Source organism: Nocardioides sp. DN36, from assembly GCF_055380375.1.
Map to the genome: position 1 here is coordinate 2,042,551 of NZ_AP043823.1, position 16,751 is coordinate 2,059,301.

Annotated in this window: 15 protein-coding genes; all 15 read right to left on the bottom strand. The window is 72.9% G+C overall.

Going from position 1 to position 16,751, the window contains the following annotated elements; genetic code table 11:
* Window positions 1-148: 148 nt before the first annotated feature.
* The 15 genes from ACZ43H_RS10685 to ACZ43H_RS10755 all read right to left on the bottom strand — a co-directional run bounded on the left by ACZ43H_RS10685 (window position 149) and on the right by ACZ43H_RS10755 (window position 16,740).
* The gene (locus ACZ43H_RS10685; protein WP_464590115.1) at window positions 149-895 is read right to left on the bottom strand and encodes a DivIVA domain-containing protein; all 747 of its coding nucleotides are present in this window, start codon (window positions 893-895) and stop codon (window positions 149-151) included.
* 64 nt (window positions 896-959) lie between these two features.
* The gene (locus ACZ43H_RS10690) at window positions 960-1,250 is read right to left on the bottom strand and encodes a YggT family protein (RefSeq protein WP_379185187.1); all 291 of its coding nucleotides are present in this window, start codon (window positions 1,248-1,250) and stop codon (window positions 960-962) included.
* Between the two features lie 12 nt (window positions 1,251-1,262).
* Window positions 1,263-1,754 (bottom strand): cell division protein SepF, encoded by a 492-nt coding sequence (locus tag ACZ43H_RS10695; protein WP_379185185.1) that lies wholly within the window; start codon window positions 1,752-1,754, stop codon window positions 1,263-1,265.
* Window positions 1,755-1,817: 63 nt separating this feature from the next.
* Complete coding sequence (locus ACZ43H_RS10700) at window positions 1,818-2,516, bottom strand: YggS family pyridoxal phosphate-dependent enzyme (RefSeq protein ID WP_464590118.1); 699 nt, start codon at window positions 2,514-2,516, stop codon at window positions 1,818-1,820.
* Window positions 2,516-3,256: a peptidoglycan editing factor PgeF gene (pgeF, locus tag ACZ43H_RS10705; protein ID WP_464590120.1), complete on the bottom strand. Its 741-nt coding sequence runs from the start codon at window positions 3,254-3,256 to the stop codon at window positions 2,516-2,518. Before pgeF ends, ACZ43H_RS10700 begins: the two co-directional genes overlap by 1 nt.
* Before the next feature lie 4 nt (window positions 3,257-3,260).
* Window positions 3,261-4,517 carry a cell division protein FtsZ gene (ftsZ, locus tag ACZ43H_RS10710; protein ID WP_464590122.1) on the bottom strand — a complete coding sequence of 419 codons (1,257 nt, stop codon included), beginning with the start codon at window positions 4,515-4,517 and terminating at the stop codon, window positions 3,261-3,263.
* Window positions 4,518-4,778: 261 nt separating this feature from the next.
* The gene (locus ACZ43H_RS10715) at window positions 4,779-5,546 is read right to left on the bottom strand and encodes a cell division protein FtsQ/DivIB (protein ID WP_464590124.1); all 768 of its coding nucleotides are present in this window, start codon (window positions 5,544-5,546) and stop codon (window positions 4,779-4,781) included.
* The gene (gene murC, locus ACZ43H_RS10720; RefSeq protein WP_464590126.1) at window positions 5,539-6,960 is read right to left on the bottom strand and encodes a UDP-N-acetylmuramate--L-alanine ligase; all 1,422 of its coding nucleotides are present in this window, start codon (window positions 6,958-6,960) and stop codon (window positions 5,539-5,541) included. Before murC ends, ACZ43H_RS10715 begins: the two co-directional genes overlap by 8 nt.
* Window positions 6,957-8,036 (bottom strand): undecaprenyldiphospho-muramoylpentapeptide beta-N-acetylglucosaminyltransferase, encoded by a 1,080-nt coding sequence (murG, locus tag ACZ43H_RS10725; protein ID WP_464590128.1) that lies wholly within the window; start codon window positions 8,034-8,036, stop codon window positions 6,957-6,959. The genes murC and murG overlap by 4 nt, the downstream gene beginning before the upstream one ends.
* A gap of 25 nt (window positions 8,037-8,061) precedes the next feature.
* Complete coding sequence (gene ftsW, locus ACZ43H_RS10730) at window positions 8,062-9,318, bottom strand: putative lipid II flippase FtsW (RefSeq protein WP_464590129.1); 1,257 nt, start codon at window positions 9,316-9,318, stop codon at window positions 8,062-8,064.
* Between the two features lie 26 nt (window positions 9,319-9,344).
* A complete protein-coding gene (murD, locus tag ACZ43H_RS10735; protein WP_464590131.1) occupies window positions 9,345-10,820 on the bottom strand; it encodes a UDP-N-acetylmuramoyl-L-alanine--D-glutamate ligase in 1,476 nt (491 codons plus the stop codon).
* Window positions 10,817-11,887 carry a phospho-N-acetylmuramoyl-pentapeptide-transferase gene (gene mraY / locus ACZ43H_RS10740; RefSeq protein WP_464590133.1) on the bottom strand — a complete coding sequence of 357 codons (1,071 nt, stop codon included), beginning with the start codon at window positions 11,885-11,887 and terminating at the stop codon, window positions 10,817-10,819. Before mraY ends, murD begins: the two co-directional genes overlap by 4 nt.
* On the bottom strand, window positions 11,884-13,305 hold the full coding sequence (locus tag ACZ43H_RS10745; RefSeq protein ID WP_464590135.1) for a UDP-N-acetylmuramoyl-tripeptide--D-alanyl-D-alanine ligase: 1,422 nt from the start codon (window positions 13,303-13,305) through the stop codon (window positions 11,884-11,886). Before ACZ43H_RS10745 ends, mraY begins: the two co-directional genes overlap by 4 nt.
* On the bottom strand, window positions 13,302-14,855 hold the full coding sequence (locus ACZ43H_RS10750; RefSeq protein ID WP_464590137.1) for a UDP-N-acetylmuramoyl-L-alanyl-D-glutamate--2,6-diaminopimelate ligase: 1,554 nt from the start codon (window positions 14,853-14,855) through the stop codon (window positions 13,302-13,304). Before ACZ43H_RS10750 ends, ACZ43H_RS10745 begins: the two co-directional genes overlap by 4 nt.
* A 61-nt stretch (window positions 14,856-14,916) precedes the next feature.
* A complete protein-coding gene (locus tag ACZ43H_RS10755) occupies window positions 14,917-16,740 on the bottom strand; it encodes a peptidoglycan D,D-transpeptidase FtsI family protein (RefSeq protein WP_464590139.1) in 1,824 nt (607 codons plus the stop codon).
* Window positions 16,741-16,751 lie beyond the last annotated feature (11 nt).

The window sequence follows — 16,751 nt, forward strand, 5'->3', positions numbered from 1 at the left end:
ACACGTGGCGGAAGCCACAGTGTGGACGGAGGGTAGCCGCTGGAACGGGCCGTCTCAAAGGAGCCACTCCGCGAAATGCCGCACGGCCGGCCCCGGAGGGCCGGCCGTGGTGGGCGATCAGGGGCCCCGAGGCCCCACGGAGGACGACTCAGCCGTCGTCCTCGCCGAGGATCGAGCGCAGCCGCTTCGGGGCGGGCTGCTCGTCGGACGGCGCGGCGGTCTCGCCGGAGTTCAGCGCCTCGAGCTGCTGGGTGAAGTAGCTCTTGAGGCGGGAGCGGTACTCGCGCTCGAACGAGCGCAGGTTCTCGACCTCCGCGTTGAGCTTGTCGCGCTCCTTCTCCAGGTCGCCGAACATCTGCTGGCGACGCTCGGCGGTCTCGGAGTCGAGCATCTGGGCGCGGGTGCGGGCGTCGGCCTCGAGGCGGTCGGCCTTGCCCTTCGACTCGGACTCGAGGCGCTCGGCCTTGGTCCGGGCCTCGCCGACGATGCGGTCGGCGTCGTTCTTGGCCTCTTCGACGAGCTCGTCGGCGTTGCGGGTCGCGATCTCCAGGAGGCGAGCGGCCGCGTTGGACGCCTGGGGCACGGTCTCGACGCGGATGGTCTCGACCGAGGACGAGACCGTGGCGGGCTCGGGGGCCTTCTCGACCTTCGGAGCCTCCTCGACCTTCGGCTCCGGCGGCTTCACGGGAGCCGGGGCCGGCGTGGGCGCCTGGGCGGCCCCGCCTGCCTGCACCGAGGACAACTTCGACCGCAGGTCGTCGTTCTCCTTCGTGAGCCGCGCCAGCTCGGCCTCCACCTCATCGAGGAACTGGTCGACCTCCCCCATGTCGTAGCCCTCGCGGAGCCGGACGGGAGTAAAGCGCTTGTTGCTCACGTCCTCAGGCGTCAGCGGCATGACCTCACCCATTCATTGATCGCAGTAAGTAGAACTGTCCGGTCGAACAATAGCGCTTGCGTGATCAGAAGAAGATCCCGCGGTTGATGCGCAACAACACATAGGCACTGATCATCACGATCAGGAAGCTCAGGTCCAGCGCGATGCTGCCCAGGCGCAGCGGCGGGATCACCCGGCGCAGCGCGCGGATCGGCGGATCGGTGATCGAGTAGACCACCTCGAGCAGCACCAGCAGCGGTCCGCGCGGGGTCCAGGAGCGGGCGAAGACCTGCACCCAGTCCACGACGAAGCGGATCCACAGCAGCGCGATGAAGAACCACAGCAGGCCCTCGATGACCTGTCCGGCAACGTGCACGTGGGGGGCGTCCTAGCTCTGGTTGAAGAAGCCGCCCTCGGCGATCCGCTGCTTGTCCTCGGCGGCAACCGTGACATTGGGGGGCGAGAGCAGGAAGACCTTGTTGGTCACCCGCTCGATGGTGCCACGGGTGGCAAACACCAGGCCGGCGGCGAAGTCGACGAGACGCTTGGCGTCGTTGTCGTCCATCTCCGAGAGATTCATGATCACCGGGGTGCCGTCGCGGAAGTTCTCGCCGACGGTGCGCGCCTCGTTGTAGGTGCGCGGGTGCAGGGTCGTGATCTTGGACAATTCGGCTACCACTCCGGTGGGCCCGGGCGCGGGGCGGCGCCGCTCGGCGAGGTCGGACACGGGGGCAGGGCGGGGCTCGCGGACCTTGGGCGCGCGCGCGGGCGCCACGGCCGGCACGTCCTGGGTCTCGTACTCACCGTCGTACTCGTCGTACCGGCCGGTGTCCTCGAGCAGGCCGAGGTACTCGCCGATCTTGCGCATCGCGCCGCTCATGAATGTTGCCTTCCGGTGATCACGAACCCCCGGTGTCCCGGGTGCTCCCTGGTGGTTTCGACCCTACTTGACACGGGGCCTCGATCCGAGGATCGCGCTGCCGACACGCACGTGTGTCGCACCGGCCCGCACCCCCTCCTCGAGGTCCCCGCTCATCCCCGCCGAGAGCCAGTCGGCCCCGGGGTGTCCGGCGAGGAAGTCCTGCCTGATGCCGGCCAGCCGGCCGAACGCGGCGCCCGGGTCCTCCCCGAGCGGGGCGACGGCCATCAGCCCGCGCAATCGCAGCGACGGCGCGTCCCCGACCGCCTGCGCGATCGCGTCGAGCTCCTCCGGCGCGGCGCCCGCCCGCCCCTCACGACCCGGGGGGTCGAGGCTGACCTGGAGCAGCACGTCCAGGGGGCGGGTGTGCTCGTGCGCCCCCTTGGCCAGCGGCACCACGAGCTTGACCCGGTCGACGGACTCGACGACGTGGGAGTACGCCGCGACGGCCGCGGCCTTGTTGCTCTGCAGCCCGCCGATGAAGTGCCAGACCAGGGGCAGGTCCGCGCACTCGGCGGCCTTGTCCCGGGCCTCCTGGTGGCGGTTCTCCCCCACGTCGGTCACCCCGAGGTCGGCGAGCAGCCGCACGTCGGAGGCGGGGAAGAACTTGGTCACGACGACCAGACGCACCTCGGCGGGGTCACGCCCCGCCTCGGCGCACGCACCCTCGATCCGGCGCCGCACGGTGGCGAGGTTGCCCGCGATCTGCTCGCGACGGCTCATCACGCCTCCTCGGCGAGGGTGGTCGGACGCAGCCGGACCAGCCCGGCCAGGCGCCCCGCCCCCTCGCCGTCGCGCCGGTAGGAGAAGAGGTCGGGCGACTCCCGGGTGCACCGCGACACGTCGACCACGGTGGCGCCGGCGCGTTCGAGCTGGGCGCGGACCCCGGCGCCGATGTCGAGGGCAGGGGTGCCCCACGAGGTGGTGGCCAGGCTCGCCGGCTCCAGCGCCGCGACCTGGGTCTGCATCTCCTCGGGCACCTCGTAGCACCGGCCGCACACGTGCGGCCCGACCCAGGCGGTGATCTCCTGCGCCCCGAGGTCGCGCATCCGCTCGACCGTGCGTGGCACGACACCGGCTGCCAGCCCCGGTCGGCCGGCATGGGCGGCACCGATGACGCCGGCCCGCGGATCGGCGAGCAGCACCGGGACGCAGTCAGCGGCGCGCACCACGAGCACGACGTCGGGCCGGTCGGTCACGATGCCGTCAGCCTCCGGGCGCCGCTCGGCAGGGGCGTCGGTCACGACGTGGACCCGCGCGCCGTGCACCTGGTGGAGGTCGGCGAAGGCCGCCCCCGGCGCGAAGTCGGCCAGCACCCGGCGGAGGTTCTCCGCGCGGGCGGACTCGTCGTCCGCGCCGGTGATCGAGAGGTTGAGGGAGTCGAAGGGGACACCGCTGACCCCGCCGAACCTGTCCGTGAAGGCCAGGTCGACGGGGCCGAGGGCGTCGCGGTGGGAGTACAACCCGTCACTTGAGGAAGTCGGGCACGTCCAGGTCGTCGTCGTCGAACTGGACCTGTCGCGGCTGCCGGGCGGGCGGGGCGGGCTGGCTGGCCTGGCTCGTCTGGTGACCCTGGCCCGCCGGAGCCGGAGCCGGCGCCTGCTCGCGGCGCTCGGTGGACGGAGCAGGGTTCGACGGACGGAAGGTGACCCCGGCCGAGACCTTCTCCTCGGGGCGCCGGGTGGCGACCTGCGCGGCGGCCGCACGGGTCTCCTCCTGGGTCTGCTGCGGCTTGGCGTCGCGTCGCAGCACGGTGCCCTCGTCGCGCTTCTTGGGCTGGCCGCCGTCGAAGCCGGCGGCGATGACCGTGACCCGGACCTCGTCGCCGAGGGCGTCGTCGATGGTCGCACCGAAGATGATGTTGGCCTCGGCGTGCGCGGCCTGGGCGACCAGCGCCGCGGCCTCGTTGATCTCGAACAGGCCGAGGTCGGATCCACCGGCGATGGAGAGCAGCACGCCGTACGCGCCGTCGATCGAGGCCTCGAGCAGCGGGCTGGAGACCGCCATCTCGGCAGCGGCGACCGCGCGGTCCTCGCCACGGGCCGAGCCGATGCCCATCAGGGCGGAGCCGGCGTTGGCCATGACCGACTTCACGTCGGCGAAGTCGAGGTTGATCAGGCCCGGGGTGGTGATCAGGTCGGTGATGCCGGAGACACCCTGGAGCAGCACCTGGTCGGCCTGCTTGAAGGCGTCGAGCACCGACACGTTGCGGTCGCTGATCGAGAGGAGGCGGTCGTTCGGGATGACGATGAGGGTGTCGACCTCCTCGCGCAGCCGCGCGATGCCCTCCTCCGCGGAGTTGGCGCGGCGCCGGCCCTCGAACGCGAACGGCCGGGTCACGACGCCGATGGTCAGCGCGCCCAGCGAGCGCGCGATCCGGGCCACGACGGGCGCGCCGCCGGTGCCGGTGCCGCCGCCCTCGCCCGCGGTCACGAAGACCATGTCGGCGCCCTTGATGACCTCTTCGATCTCGTCGGCGTGGTCCTCGGCGGCCCTCCCGCCCACGTCGGGGTTGGCGCCGGCGCCGAGGCCGCGGGTCAGCTCGCGACCGATGTCGAGCTTGACGTCGGCGTCACTCATGAGCAGGGCCTGCGCATCGGTGTTGATCGCGATGAACTCGACGCCCTTGAGGCCGACCTCGATCATCCGGTTGACGGCGTTGACCCCACCACCACCGATGCCCACGACCTTGATGATGGCCAGGTAGTTCTGTGCTGCTGCCACGGCGGATTCGCCTCTCGCTGATCGTGTCCGGTTCGTCGGACGACTCGGTCTGTCTCGTGGGGAAGCGACTCGGTCTGAACCCTGACCCTCAGGCTGAGGGTTATAGTTATGTCAACCTCGTCGTGGTGAAGACACTAGGCACGCCACGGCACGGATCGACGCCGACACGCGGACGCGTCGCGGATCCGTGCAGAATTTCTGCGCGGGGCCGTGCACCGGCCCGTGGCGCCAGCCGACGAGCGGCCAGGGGCGAGGGGAAGGTCAGCCGGTGGTGGTGGGCTGGCCCGGGACGCTGACGTCGTACTCCTGGTGCCGGTGCGGCAGCAGGGCGGCCAGCACCTGCGCCTTCTCCTCGGACTCGTCCGCGCTCCCCCACACGACCCGTCGCCCGTCACCGAGCACCAGGGAGATCTGGTCGACGGTCTCGACCTCGACGTGGTCCACCTTCGCGGCCAGGTCCGACGGCAGCGCGGAGATGACCCGGGCCGCCTCCTGCAGTGCGTCGCTGTGCGTCTCGGTCGACGTCTGCACACGAGGCAGGTCGGCCGGGGGGTGCCGGTAGTCGCGGAACACGACGCCGGCGGCGTCCATGCCCCGCACCCGTCCCCCGATCTCGACGACGGCGACGGCGACCCGCTCGTGCACCGTGATGAGCACCTCGTCGGGCCACTGCCTGCTCACGTCGGCACTGCGCACGCCGGCGAGCGACTCGACCCGGGCCTGGACGCCGCCGAGGTCGAGGGTGGCCAGCGGCTCCCCCGTCGGCACCGCAGCGGCCTCCCGGATCTGGGCGGCACCGAGGGTCGACGCACCCGTGACCTGCACGCCCTGGACGGCCAGCAGCGAGGAGAACCACACGGCCCACACACCCGTGGCGAGCAGGCCCAGCACGACGACCAGCGCCACGACGTACTTCCACGTCAGCCAGCGCCGCGCCCACTGGCGACGCGCGAACCGGCGGCGGGTGCGCAGGGCGGTGCGGTCCCCGGCGGGAGCTGCGTCGTCCCGGCGGCGCGCGGGGCTACGCATCCGGCGCCCCTCGCAGCAGGTCCAGGACCCGTGGGCCCAGCTCGGTCACGCTGCCGGCGCCCAGGGTGAGCACCAGGTCGCCCGGGCGGGCCCGGTGCACGAGCTCGGCCGGCACGGCGTCGAAGTCCGGGACGAAGCCGACCCGCTCCGGCGGCAGCGGCACCGCGTCGGCCACCATCGCGCCGGTCACGTCGGGGTCGGCGTCCTCGCGGGCGAGGTAGACGTCGAGCAGCACCACCTCGTCGGCCGCACCGAGGGCCTCGCCCATGGCCCGGCCGAAGATGCGGGTGCGCGAGACCAGGTGCGGCTGGAAGGCCACCACCAGGCGCCCCTCCCCCGCGACCGCGCGAGCGGCCTGGAGGTCGCCGGCGATCTCGACGGGGTGGTGGGCGTAGCTGTCGTAGACGCGGACGCCGCCGGCCTCGCCCTTGAGCTCCATGCGGCGCCGGGTGCCGGTGAAGCCCTCGAGGCCCCGCCGCAGGGCGTCGAAGTCCTGGCCGAGCCGCAGCCCGACGGTGAGCGCGGCCAGCGCGTCGAGCACGTAGTGGCGGCCCGGGATCTGCAGCGTGACGCGGCCGAGCTCGGCGTCACCGTCGTGCACGGTGAAGGCGGAGGTGGTGCCCTCGAAGACGAGGCCGGAGGCGCGGACCTCGGCGTCGGCGGACTCCCCGACCGTCACCACGGTGACGCCCCGCGCACGGGCGGTGGCCGCCAGGTCGCGCGCGCCCTGGTCGTCGACGACACAGACCAGGAAGCCGTCGGCGTCGATGCGGTCGACGAACTCCCCGAACGCGGCGCGGTAGGCCTCCTCGGTGCCCCAGTTGTCGAGGTGGTCGGCCTCGACGTTGGTGACGATCGCGGCGTGCGGGCGGTAGACCAGGAAGGCGCCGTCGCTCTCGTCGGCCTCCGCGACGAACAGGTCGCCGCCGCCCTCCCGGGCGTTGACACCCGTCTGGGCGAGGTCGCCGCCGACGGCGTACGTCGGGTCCGCGCCGGACGCCTGGAGGGCGACCGTGAGCAGCGACGTCGTCGTGGTCTTGCCGTGGGTGCCGGCGACCGCCAGCACGCGCCGACCGGCCATCACCGACGCGAGCGCCGCGGACCGCGGCAGGACCCGCAGTCCCTGCCGCACGGCCTCGAGGTACTCGGGGTTGTCCTCGCGCACGGCCGTGGAGACGACCAGCGTGTCGCTGTCGTGCACCTGGGTGGCGTCGTGGCCGACGTGGACCCGGGCGCCGAGCGCCGCCAGCGCGCGCAGCCCCGGGGAGTCGACGCCGTCGCTGCCACTGACGGCGATGCCGCGGGCCAGCATGATCCGGGCGATGCCGGACAGGCCGGCGCCGCCGATCCCGACGAAGTGGACGCGGCCGAGCCGGTCGGCCGGCAGGATCTCGTCGGGGACCGGGACCCTCATCGGACCGCTCCCGCGGCCTCGAGGACGATCCGGGCCAGCTTGTCGTCCGCGTCGCGCGGCACCAGGGCGGCCGCGGCCGCCCCCATCGCGGCGAGCCGGTCGGTGTCGCCGGCCAACGCGGGCACGGTGGCCGCGACCCATTCCGGCGTGACCGCCGCGTCGGCGACCAGGAGCCCGCCGCCGGCGTCGACCACCGGACGGGCGTTGTGCTCCTGCTCGCCGTTGCCGATCGGCAGCGGGACGTAGATGCCGGGCAGGCCGGTGGCGGCCGCCTCGGTGACGCTGTTGGCCCCGCCGCGGCAGACCACGAGGTCGGCGGCGGCGTAGGCGAGGTCCATCCGGTCGACGAACTCGAGCACGACGTAGGGGACGTCGGTGGGCTCGGGCTCGGCGCCGCCGTGCTTGCCCTGGACGTGGAGCACCTGGACGCCGGCACCGGCCAGCTCCCGGGCGGACGCCGACACGGCCCGGTTGAGCCGGGTGGCGCCCTGCGAGCCGCCGGTCACCAGCAGCGTCGGGCGGTCGGGGTCGAGCCCGAAGAACGCACGCGCCTCGGCCCGGCTCGCGGCCCGGTCGAGCTGCGAGATCATCCGGCGGATCGGCAGGCCGACGTACTCCGCCCTGGGCAGGGGGGTGTCGGGGAAGCTCACCGCGACGCGCTGGGCGACGCGGGCGCCGAGCTTGTTCGCGAGGCCGGGCACGGCGTTCTGCTCGTGCACGACCAACGGCACCTTGCGGCGTCGCGCCGCGAGGTACGCCGGCACGGAGACGTAGCCGCCGTAGCCCACGACGACGTCGGGGCGGACCCGGTCGATGACGGCGAGCGCCTCCTTGACCGCCCCGCGCAAGCGCGCGGGCACCTTGACCAGGTCGGCACCGGGTCGGCGCGGCATCGGCACCGGCGGGATCAGCTCGAGGGGGTAGCCGGCCTCGGGGACGACCCGGTTCTCCAGGCCGCGGGGGGTGCCGAGGCAGGTGATCTCCACGTCGGGGACCGCCCGGCGCAGGGCGTCGGCGGTGGCGAGCAGGGGCGAGGTGTGGCCGGCGGAACCGCCGCCGGCGAGAAGAACGCGCATCGGGAAGAACCTACCGGTGGTGGACCTAGAGACCGCGCCCGGTGACCCGGCCGGCGGAGAGCCCCGCGGAGCGGCTGCGCCGACGCTGGGCCAGCGCCCGAGCGGCGTCCGGCTCCCGGCGGGCGAACCCGATCAGCAGGCCGAGCGCGACCAGCGTGGGCATGAGCGAGGAGCCGCCGTACGACACCAGCGGCAGCGGGATGCCGATGACCGGAAGCAGGGCGAGGACCATGCCGACGTTGATGATCATCTGGCCGATCAGCCAGACCACGACGCCGAACGTCGCGTAGCGCACGAACGGGTCCTTGGTGTCCCGGGCGACGCGCAGGGCCGCGAAGGCGATGGTGAGGAACAGACCGATCACCAGCAGCGTGCCGACCAGGCCGAGCTCCTCGCCCAGCACCGCGAAGATGAAGTCGGTGTGGGCCTCGGGCAGGTCGCCCCACTTCTGCTGGCTGGCGCCGATGCCCTGGCCGAACCAGCCGCCGGTGGAGAGCGCGTAGAGGCCGTGGGCCGGCTGCCAGCCGGTGTCGTGGAAGTCCTTGAACGGGTCGGCGAAGTTCGTGATGCGCGCCAGCCGCTCCGGGCTCGTGGAGGCCAGGAAGATCACGGCCACGCTGACGACCGAGAGGAACAGCACGAAGAAGCGGGCCGGGGCACCGACCACCCAGAGCATCCCGAGCATGATCGCGAACAGGACCAGGGCGGTGCCGAGGTCGTGGCCGACCACCACCAGGCCGGTGGCGAGCAGCATGCCCGGGACCACCGGCATCAGCACCTGGTGCAGGTTGCCCAGCCGCCGGTCCTTGTGCGCGTAGACGTGGGCCGCCCACAGGATCAGCGCCAGCTTGGCGATCTCGGCGGGCTGGATGACGATCGGCCCGACCGCCAGCCAGTTCTTGTTGCCGTTGATCAGCACGCCGAACTTGGCGGTGAGCAGCAGCAGCACGACGGAGACGCCGTAGCCCACCCAGGCGAGCCGGCGGATCCCTCGCTGCGGCAGCCGACTGGCCACCCAGGCGGCGGGCAGGCCGATGGCGACCCACATCAGCTGGCGCTTGACCACCGCGTAGGAGTCGCCGCCGTTGTTCTCGTAGGAGTAGACGCTCGACGCGCTCAGCACCATGATCAGGCCGATCGTGAGCAGCAGCGCCGAGGCACCGAGCAGCAGGTAGTAGGACGTCAGCGGCCGGTCCAGGGCGTCCCGGAGAGCGGCGTACCAGCTCAAGGGGCCGGTGGCGTGGGCCTTGCCGCGGGACTGCTCGGGGTTCGCGGTCGTCATCCTGCGTTCCCCTCCCTGTCTCGGACCTACTGCTGCTGTCTCCTGCGCACCGCGGCGGCGAACGCGTCACCTCGCGCTGCGTAGCTGGTGAACATGTCCATGGAGGCGCATCCGGGGGCCAGCAGGACCGTGTCGCCGGGTCGGGCCAACTCGGCCGCGGCCTCCACGACGCGCTCCATGGGGCCATGTTCCCGACCAGTCTCGCCGTCGGCCACGACGATGACCGGCACATCGGGCGCGTGTCGCGAAAGCGCTGCGCCGATCACGTCACGGTCGCGTCCGAGGAGCACGACGCCACGCAACCGGCCACGCACGGCAAGGACGAGGTCGTCGAAGCGCGCCCCCTTCGCGAGCCCGCCCGCGACCCAGACCACCGGGTCGTAGGCCTGCAGCGAGGACTGGGCGGCGTGGGGATTGGTCGCCTTGGAGTCGTCGACCCAGGTGACCCCGTCGAGCTCGGCGACGGTCGCGATCCGGTGCCCGTCGGGCCGGAACGAGCGCAGCCCCTCACGGACCGCGGCCTGGGTGACCCCGTGGCTGCGGGCCAGCGCCGCCGCGGCGAGCGCGTTGGCCACGAAGTGGGGGGCCGGCACTGCCTGGCCGGGGAGGGTGAGGTCGGCAAGGGTGCACAGCTCGGCGGCGCTGGTGTCGCGCTGCTCGATGAAGGCCCGGTCGACGAGGATGTCGTCGACGACGCCGAGCATGCCCACGCCCGGCATGCCCAGGGTGAAACCGATCGCCCGGGCGCCCTCCTGGACGTCGGCCTCGCGGACCAGGCGCTCGGTCTCGGGGTCGGCGACGTTGTAGACGCAGGCGCGCTCGACCCGCTCGTAGACGCGGCCCTTGTCGGCGGCGTAGTCGGACATCGAGGAGTACCAGTCGAGGTGGTCCTCGGCGAGGTTCAGCACCGCCGCGGACTCCGCGCCCATCGACTCGGTGTAGTGCAGCTGGAAGCTGGACAGCTCGACCGCGAAGACGTCGTACGGCTCGGGGTCCATCACGGCCTCCACGATCGGCAGGCCGACGTTGCCCACCGCGATCGAGCGCAGGCCGGCGGCCTTGAGGATGGCGTCGAGCATCTGGACGGTGGTCGTCTTGCCGTTGGTGCCGGTCACGCACAGCCACGGCGTGGGGTGGTTCGGGTCGCGCAGCCGCCAGGCCAGCTCCACCTCGCCCCACACGGGGATGCCGCGCGCCTGCGCCTGCGCCAGCAGCGGCGCCGACGGCTTCCAGCCGGGCGAGGTGACGACCAGGTCCACGTCGTCGGGCAGGGTCGCGGTGGCGCCCGGCTCGAGGCGGACGGTGGCGCCGAGCACCTCGAGCAGCTCGGCCTTCTCGCGCTTGTCGCTGTCCGGGCCGCCGTCGGACTCGTCGAGCGCGGTGACCGTGGCCCCGAGGTGGTTGAGGTTGTCGGCCGCCGCGAAGCCGGAGACGCCGAAGCCGGCGACGACCGCGCGCACGCCCTCCCAGGAGTCGTGCCGGCCGAGGTGGTCGGGGTTCACGAGCCGGCCACCCACTCGGCGTAGAAGACGCCCAGCCCGGTGGCCACGCAGAGCCCGGTGATGATCCAGAACCGGATCACCACGGTGATCTGCTCCCAGCCGAGCATCTCGAAGTGGTGGTGGATCGGCGTCATCCGGAAGATCCGGCGCCCCTTGGTCAGCTTGAAGAAGGAGACCTGCATCATCACCGACACGGTCTCCATGACGAACAGGCCGCCGAGGATGATCAGGAGCAGCTCGGTCCGGGTCAGGATCGCCAGGCCGGCCAGCGCCGCGCCCAGGGAAAGCGAGCCGGTGTCGCCCATGAAGATCCGGGCGGGCGAGGCGTTCCACCACAGGAAGCCGAAGCAGGCACCCGTGATCGCGGACGCGATCACCGCGAGGTCCAGCGGGTCGCGCACCTCGTAGCAGGTGCCGCTCGGGGAGATCGCACACGACTGGTTGTTCTGCCAGATGTTCACCAGCGTGTAGGCGCCGAAGACCATCACCGAGGCGCCGGTGGCGAGTCCGTCGAGGCCGTCGGTGAGGTTCACGGCGTTGCTGGTGCCGGTGATGATCAGCCAGAAGAGCAGGATCAGCACCACCGCGGGCACCGTGAACTTGTCGAAGTCGCGGATGAAGGAGATGTGGTCCGACGCGGGTGTCTTGCCACGCCCGTCCTCGAGCGCCGGCGAGAGCGCGAGGATGCCGAACACCACCCCGATGACCGTCTGGCCGATCATCTTCGCCTTGCTGCGCAGGCCGAGGCTGCGCTGCTTGGAGATCTTGATGAAGTCGTCGAGGAAGCCGACCAGGCCCATGCCGACGAAGAGGAAGAGCAGCAGCAGCGCCGAGGCCGAGGGCATGCTCTGGGTGATCAGCTTCGCCGCGAAGTAGGCGATGACCGTGGCGAGGATGATCACCACGCCACCCATGGTGGGGGTGCCGCGCTTGGTGTGGTGGGTCGTGGGCCCGTCGTCGCGGATCTCCTGGCCGTAGCCCCAGTTGGTGAAGAGGTGGATGGCGGTGCGCGTGCCGAGGAGGGAGATGAGGAGCGCGAGGCCGCCGCCCAGCAGGATGGCTCTCATGGCTTCGGCACCTCGGTGTTCACCTCTGGGGTCACGGGCGGGTTTCCCTCTTCCTCGAGCAGTCCGTCGGCGATGGCTTCGAGCGCGGCACCACGCGATGCCTTGACCAGGACCACGTCGTGCGCCGAGACATTCTCCCGCAGGAGCGACAGTGCCTCGTCACGCCCCGCCGTGAGCCTCGCCTCACCGGTCCAGCCGGTTGTCGCGCGTGCTCCCACCGCGATGCCGCGGGCGGGCTCCCCCACGGCGACCAGCAGGTCCACGCCCGCCTCGGCCGCGGCCCGGCCGACGGCGAAGTGGTCGTCGGCCGCACGGTCCCCCAGCTCCTTCATCTCGCCGAGGACCGCGACGGTGCGTCGTCCGCGCCGGCCACCGATCGCGACCAGCGCGTCGATGGCGGCCACCATCGAGGCCGGGTTGGCGTTGTAGGCGTCGTTGACGACGATCAGGCCGTCGCGACGCTCCTGGACCTCCATGCGCCACCGCGACGCCAACTGCGCCGCCGAGAGGCCCGCGGCGACCTGCGCCAGGGACAGCCCGACCGCGAGGGCCAGCGCGGCGGCGGCCGCGGAGTTCTCGACCTGGTGCAGCCCCGACTGGGTCAGCCGCACCGGCTGCCACTCCCCCTCGTGGCCGAGCTCGAACGACGGACGGCCGAGGTCGTCGAGCTCGACGCCGCGCCAGCTGACGTCGCCGGCCCGGCCGAACGTGAGCACGCGCGCCGGCGTACGGCTCGTCATCGCCGCGGTGAGCTCGTCGTCGGCGTTCAGGACCGCCGTGCCCCCGGGCGGGAGCGCCTCGACGATCTCGCCCTTGGCGACCGCGATCGCCTCGCGGCTCCCGAACTCACCCACGTGGGCGGTCCCGACGTTGAGCACGGCCGCGGCCCTCGGGGGCGCGATGCCGCACAGGTAGGCGATGTGGCCGATCCCCCGGGCACCCATCTCGACCACGAGGTACGCCGTGTCCCGGTCGGCGCGCAGCACGGTCAGCGGCACCCCGATCTCGTTGTTGTTGTTGCCGCGCGTCGCCACGGTCGGGCCGGCGGTGGCGAGCACCTGGGTCAGGTAGTCCTTGGTCCCGGTCTTGCCCTGGGAGCCGGTCAGCGCCAGCACGGGGACGTCCAGCGCGTCGACCAGGTGGCGCGCCAGCCGACCCAGCGCGTCCACGGGGTCCTCCACGAGCACCGAGGGGACGCCCGTCGGCCGGCTGGCGAGCACCGCCGCGGCGCCGCCCTCCACCGCGCGGGCGGCGAAGTCGTGGCCGTCGACGCGCTCCCCGGGCACCGCGACGAACAGGCCGTCCGGCACGACCTCCCGGCTGTCGACGAAGGCGGCGCCGGTGACCATCGTCTCCGGTTCGCCGTCGACGCGACCACCGACAGCTGCGGCGACCTGGGCCAGGGTCATCGGGATCATCGTGCTGCCATCTCCTCGCGGATGCAGGTCTCGGCGACCTCGCGGTCGTCGAAGGGGTGGACCGCGCCGGCCACCTCCTGACCGGTCTCGTGGCCCTTGCCGGCGACGAGCACGATGTCGCCGGCCCGGGCGCGTCGGACTGCCTCGCGGACCGCCGCCCGGCGGTCGCCGATCTCGAGCACCTCGGCGCTGCCGGTGCGGGCGCCGGCCAGGACGGCGGCGCGGATCGCCGCGGGGTCCTCGCTGCGCGGGTTGTCGTCGGTCACGACGAGGACGTCGGCCAGCCGGGCCGCGATCTCGCCCATGATCGGCCGCTTGCCGGGATCCCGGTCGCCGCCGGCGCCGAGCACCACCAGGACCTTGCCGTCGGTGAGCGGCCGCAGCGTGCGCAGCGCCGCCTCGACCGCGTCGGGCTTGTGGGCGTAGTCGACCACCACCGCGAAGTCCTGGCCGGCGTCGACGCGCTCGAACCGCCCGGGCACCCCGCCGCCGCGCGCGATCCCGGCCGCCACCCGGGCGGTGTCGAAGCCGGCCTCGGCGCAGGCAGCGACCGCGGCGAGCGCGTTGGCCACGTTGAAGTCCCCGGGCAGCGGCACGACGGCGTCCACGGCGAGGCCGTCGGGGCCGAGGACGGTGAAGTGGGACCCGGTCGCCTCCAGCACGACGTCGACCGCCTGCCAGTCCGCCTCCCGGCCCGTGGGCGAGAACGTGCGGATCGGCACGCCGGCCTCCTCGACCAACCGCCGGCCGTGCTCGTCGTCGACGTTGACCAGCCCGAGCCGGGACCGCTCCGGGGTGAACAGCGAGGCCTTGGCCGCGAAGTAGTCCTCCACGTCCTTGTGGAAGTCGAGGTGGTCACGCCCGAGGTTGGTGAAGACGGCCACGTCGAAGACCACCCCGTCCACGCGGCCCATCACCAGCGCGTGGCTGGAGACCTCCATGGCGCACGCCGCGACGTGCTGCTCGCGCATCATCGCGAAGAGGCCGTGCAGGTCGGGCGCCTCGGGGGTCGTGAGCGCGGTCTTCAGGTCGACGCCGGCCACGCGGGTGCCGACGGTGCCGACCACGGCGGCCGGGACGCCCGCCTGCTGCAGGCCTCCCTCGGCCAGCCGGGTGGTCGTGGTCTTGCCCTGGGTGCCGGTGACCCCGATCATCCGCAGGCCGGTGGCCGGGTCGCCGTAGACGCGGGCGGCGAGCCGACCCAGCAGCGCCCGGGGATGCTCCACGACCAGGAGGGGCACGCCGCAGCGCGCGGCCGACCGGCCGGCTCCGTCGGGGTCGGTCAGGACGGCCACCGCGCCGGCCTCGACCGCGGCACCCGCGAAGTCGATGCCGTGGGCGCGGGCGCCCGGGAGGGCGGCGTACACGTCACCCGGCAGGATGCGCTGCGAGCTCAGCGACAGGCCGGTCACCACGACGTCACCGAGGTCGCCGCCGGTGACGACAGCGGTGCCGTCCGGCTGGTCACCCAACCAGCCGGCCAGGTCCACCAGAGGGGTCCGGACGGGATGTCGCGGGCGGGCCGACGCCACCAGGTCCTTGCTCAGCACGACGCGAGGCTATCGCCCGTCGAGGGGTGCTCCGCGAGCCCCCGGAGGGCGCCCGTGAGCCTCACCACTCGACGGGGAGCCGGGAGGGCTTGGCGCCGGTCGGCGGGACGGCGTAGCGGCGCAGGGCGTAGCTCATGATCTTGGCGAACGCCGGACCGGCGACCGAGCCACCGCCGCCCCCGTTGCCGGGGTTCTGGACGACCACGTAGACGGTGAACCGGGGGTCGTCGGAGGGCGCGAAGCCCGCGAAGGAGACCGTGAAGGTGCCGTCGTAGCAGCCGCAGGCGGTGCCGACACGCTGCGCGGTGCCGGTCTTGCCGGCCACCCGGTAGCCGGGGATCGCGGCCGCGGGCGCGACGCCAACGTCGGGGTCGACGACGCGCTCCATCATGTGCGCCATGTCGCGGGCGGCGCTCGCGCTGACGACGCGACGGGTGGTCGTGTGGTCGGTCCCCACGACGGTGCCGTCGTCGGTCGTCGCGGAGCCCCGGATCAGGCTCGGCGAGACCCGCACGCCGCCGTTGGCGATGGTGTTGACGGCCGCGGCCATCTGCACCGCGTTGACCGAGAGGGACTGGCCGAAGGCGATGCGGTCCTGGACCTGGTGGGTCCACTGGCTGTCCGCCGGCAGGATGCCCGGCGTCTCGCCGCGCACGCCGATGTCCGTGCGCTGGCCGAGGCCGAACTTCGTCAGGTAGGACCGCAGCTCGCCCGTGTCGAACTTGTCGGCGGCCAGGACGGTGCCGATGTTCGAGGACTTGGCGATCACGCCGGCCAGGGTGAGACGGATCAGGCCGTGCGGGAACCAGTCGTGGATCGGCCGGTCCTCGCGGTCCAGCTCCCCCGGCACCTTGAGCTTCGTGCGGGGCGTGACCTTGCCGGCGTCCATGAGGGCGCTCAGCGTGAGCACCTTCTCCACGGAGCCGGGCTCGTAGACGTCGCTCATCGACCGCGCGCCGCGGTCGGCGTCGGGCGAGGAGAGCGGGTGGTTGGCGTCGAACGTCGGGTCGTCGGCCTCGGCGAGGATCTCGCCGGTGCGGGTGTCCATCACCACCGCGAAGCCGGACTCGGCGCGGGCGTTGCGGACCGTCTGGGCCAGGACGCGCTGGGTGTACCACTGCAGGTCGAGGTCGATCGTGGTCTGCAGGTCCTGACCGTCGACGGCACGCTCGATGGTGCTCTCGCCCAGCGGGATCCGGTTGCCGCCGCCGACCTCGTAGCGGGCCGAGCCGTCCTGGCCGGCGAGCTGGGTGTCGAAGGTGCGCTCGAGGCCGCCGAGGGCCTCGTCGGTGCCCATGAAGCCGACCAGGTTCGCGCCGACGTCCCCGGCCGGGTAGTCGCGGATCGGGTCGGGCCGGGTCGCGAGCCCCTTGAAACCCGCGTCCGCGGCGGCGCTGACCGCGTCGCTCGCCACCGTGGCGGGCACCCGGCGCGCGATGTACTCGAAGCGGCTGCCCGGCTCCCGCAGCTTCTTCAGCGTCGTGAAGTAGTCGATGTTCAGACGGGTTGCTAGGAACTTCGCCAGCTCCGGCGCCTGGTCGCTGGTCATGTACGGGTCGGCCACGACCATCAGGCCGTCGACCGAGTCGGCCAGCGGCTTGCCGTTGCGGTCCAGGATGTCGCCACGCTCGGCCTGCAGCGCGACCTCGACCATGCCCTCGGCGGCCGCCATCGCGGCGTACGAGTTCGGGTCGATGCCCTGCAGCTGGACGAGCCGGCCGGCGAAGACCGACAGGATGATCGCGATCACCAGGAAGCCGACGCGCAGCCGGATGCGGGCCGAGCCGCGCAGGCTGCCCTGGGGCCGCCGCTGACCGGTGCGGCCGGGCTGCGCCGATCCTCGGGCCGATCCTCGGGCCGGTCCCTGGGGGCGGGTGGGTCGCACGTGGGTCTCCG

Bases quoted from the DNA above. Each gene is read 5' to 3' on its own strand.
- ACZ43H_RS10685 (WP_464590115.1), bottom strand. From the start codon at position 895: ATGCCGCTGACGCCTGAGGACGTGAGCAACAAGCGCTTTACTCCCGTC.
- ACZ43H_RS10695 (WP_379185185.1), bottom strand. From the start codon at position 1,754: ATGAGCGGCGCGATGCGCAAGATCGGCGAGTACCTCGGCCTGCTCGAG.
- ACZ43H_RS10700 (WP_464590118.1), bottom strand. From the start codon at position 2,516: ATGAGCCGTCGCGAGCAGATCGCGGGCAACCTCGCCACCGTGCGGCGC.
- ACZ43H_RS10715 (WP_464590124.1), bottom strand. From the start codon at position 5,546: ATGCGTAGCCCCGCGCGCCGCCGGGACGACGCAGCTCCCGCCGGGGAC.
- murC (WP_464590126.1), bottom strand. From the start codon at position 6,960: ATGAGGGTCCCGGTCCCCGACGAGATCCTGCCGGCCGACCGGCTCGGC.
- murG (WP_464590128.1), bottom strand. From the start codon at position 8,036: ATGCGCGTTCTTCTCGCCGGCGGCGGTTCCGCCGGCCACACCTCGCCC.
- ftsW (WP_464590129.1), bottom strand. From the start codon at position 9,318: ATGACGACCGCGAACCCCGAGCAGTCCCGCGGCAAGGCCCACGCCACC.
- mraY (WP_464590133.1), bottom strand. From the start codon at position 11,887: ATGAGAGCCATCCTGCTGGGCGGCGGCCTCGCGCTCCTCATCTCCCTC.
- ACZ43H_RS10745 (WP_464590135.1), bottom strand. From the start codon at position 13,305: ATGATCCCGATGACCCTGGCCCAGGTCGCCGCAGCTGTCGGTGGTCGC.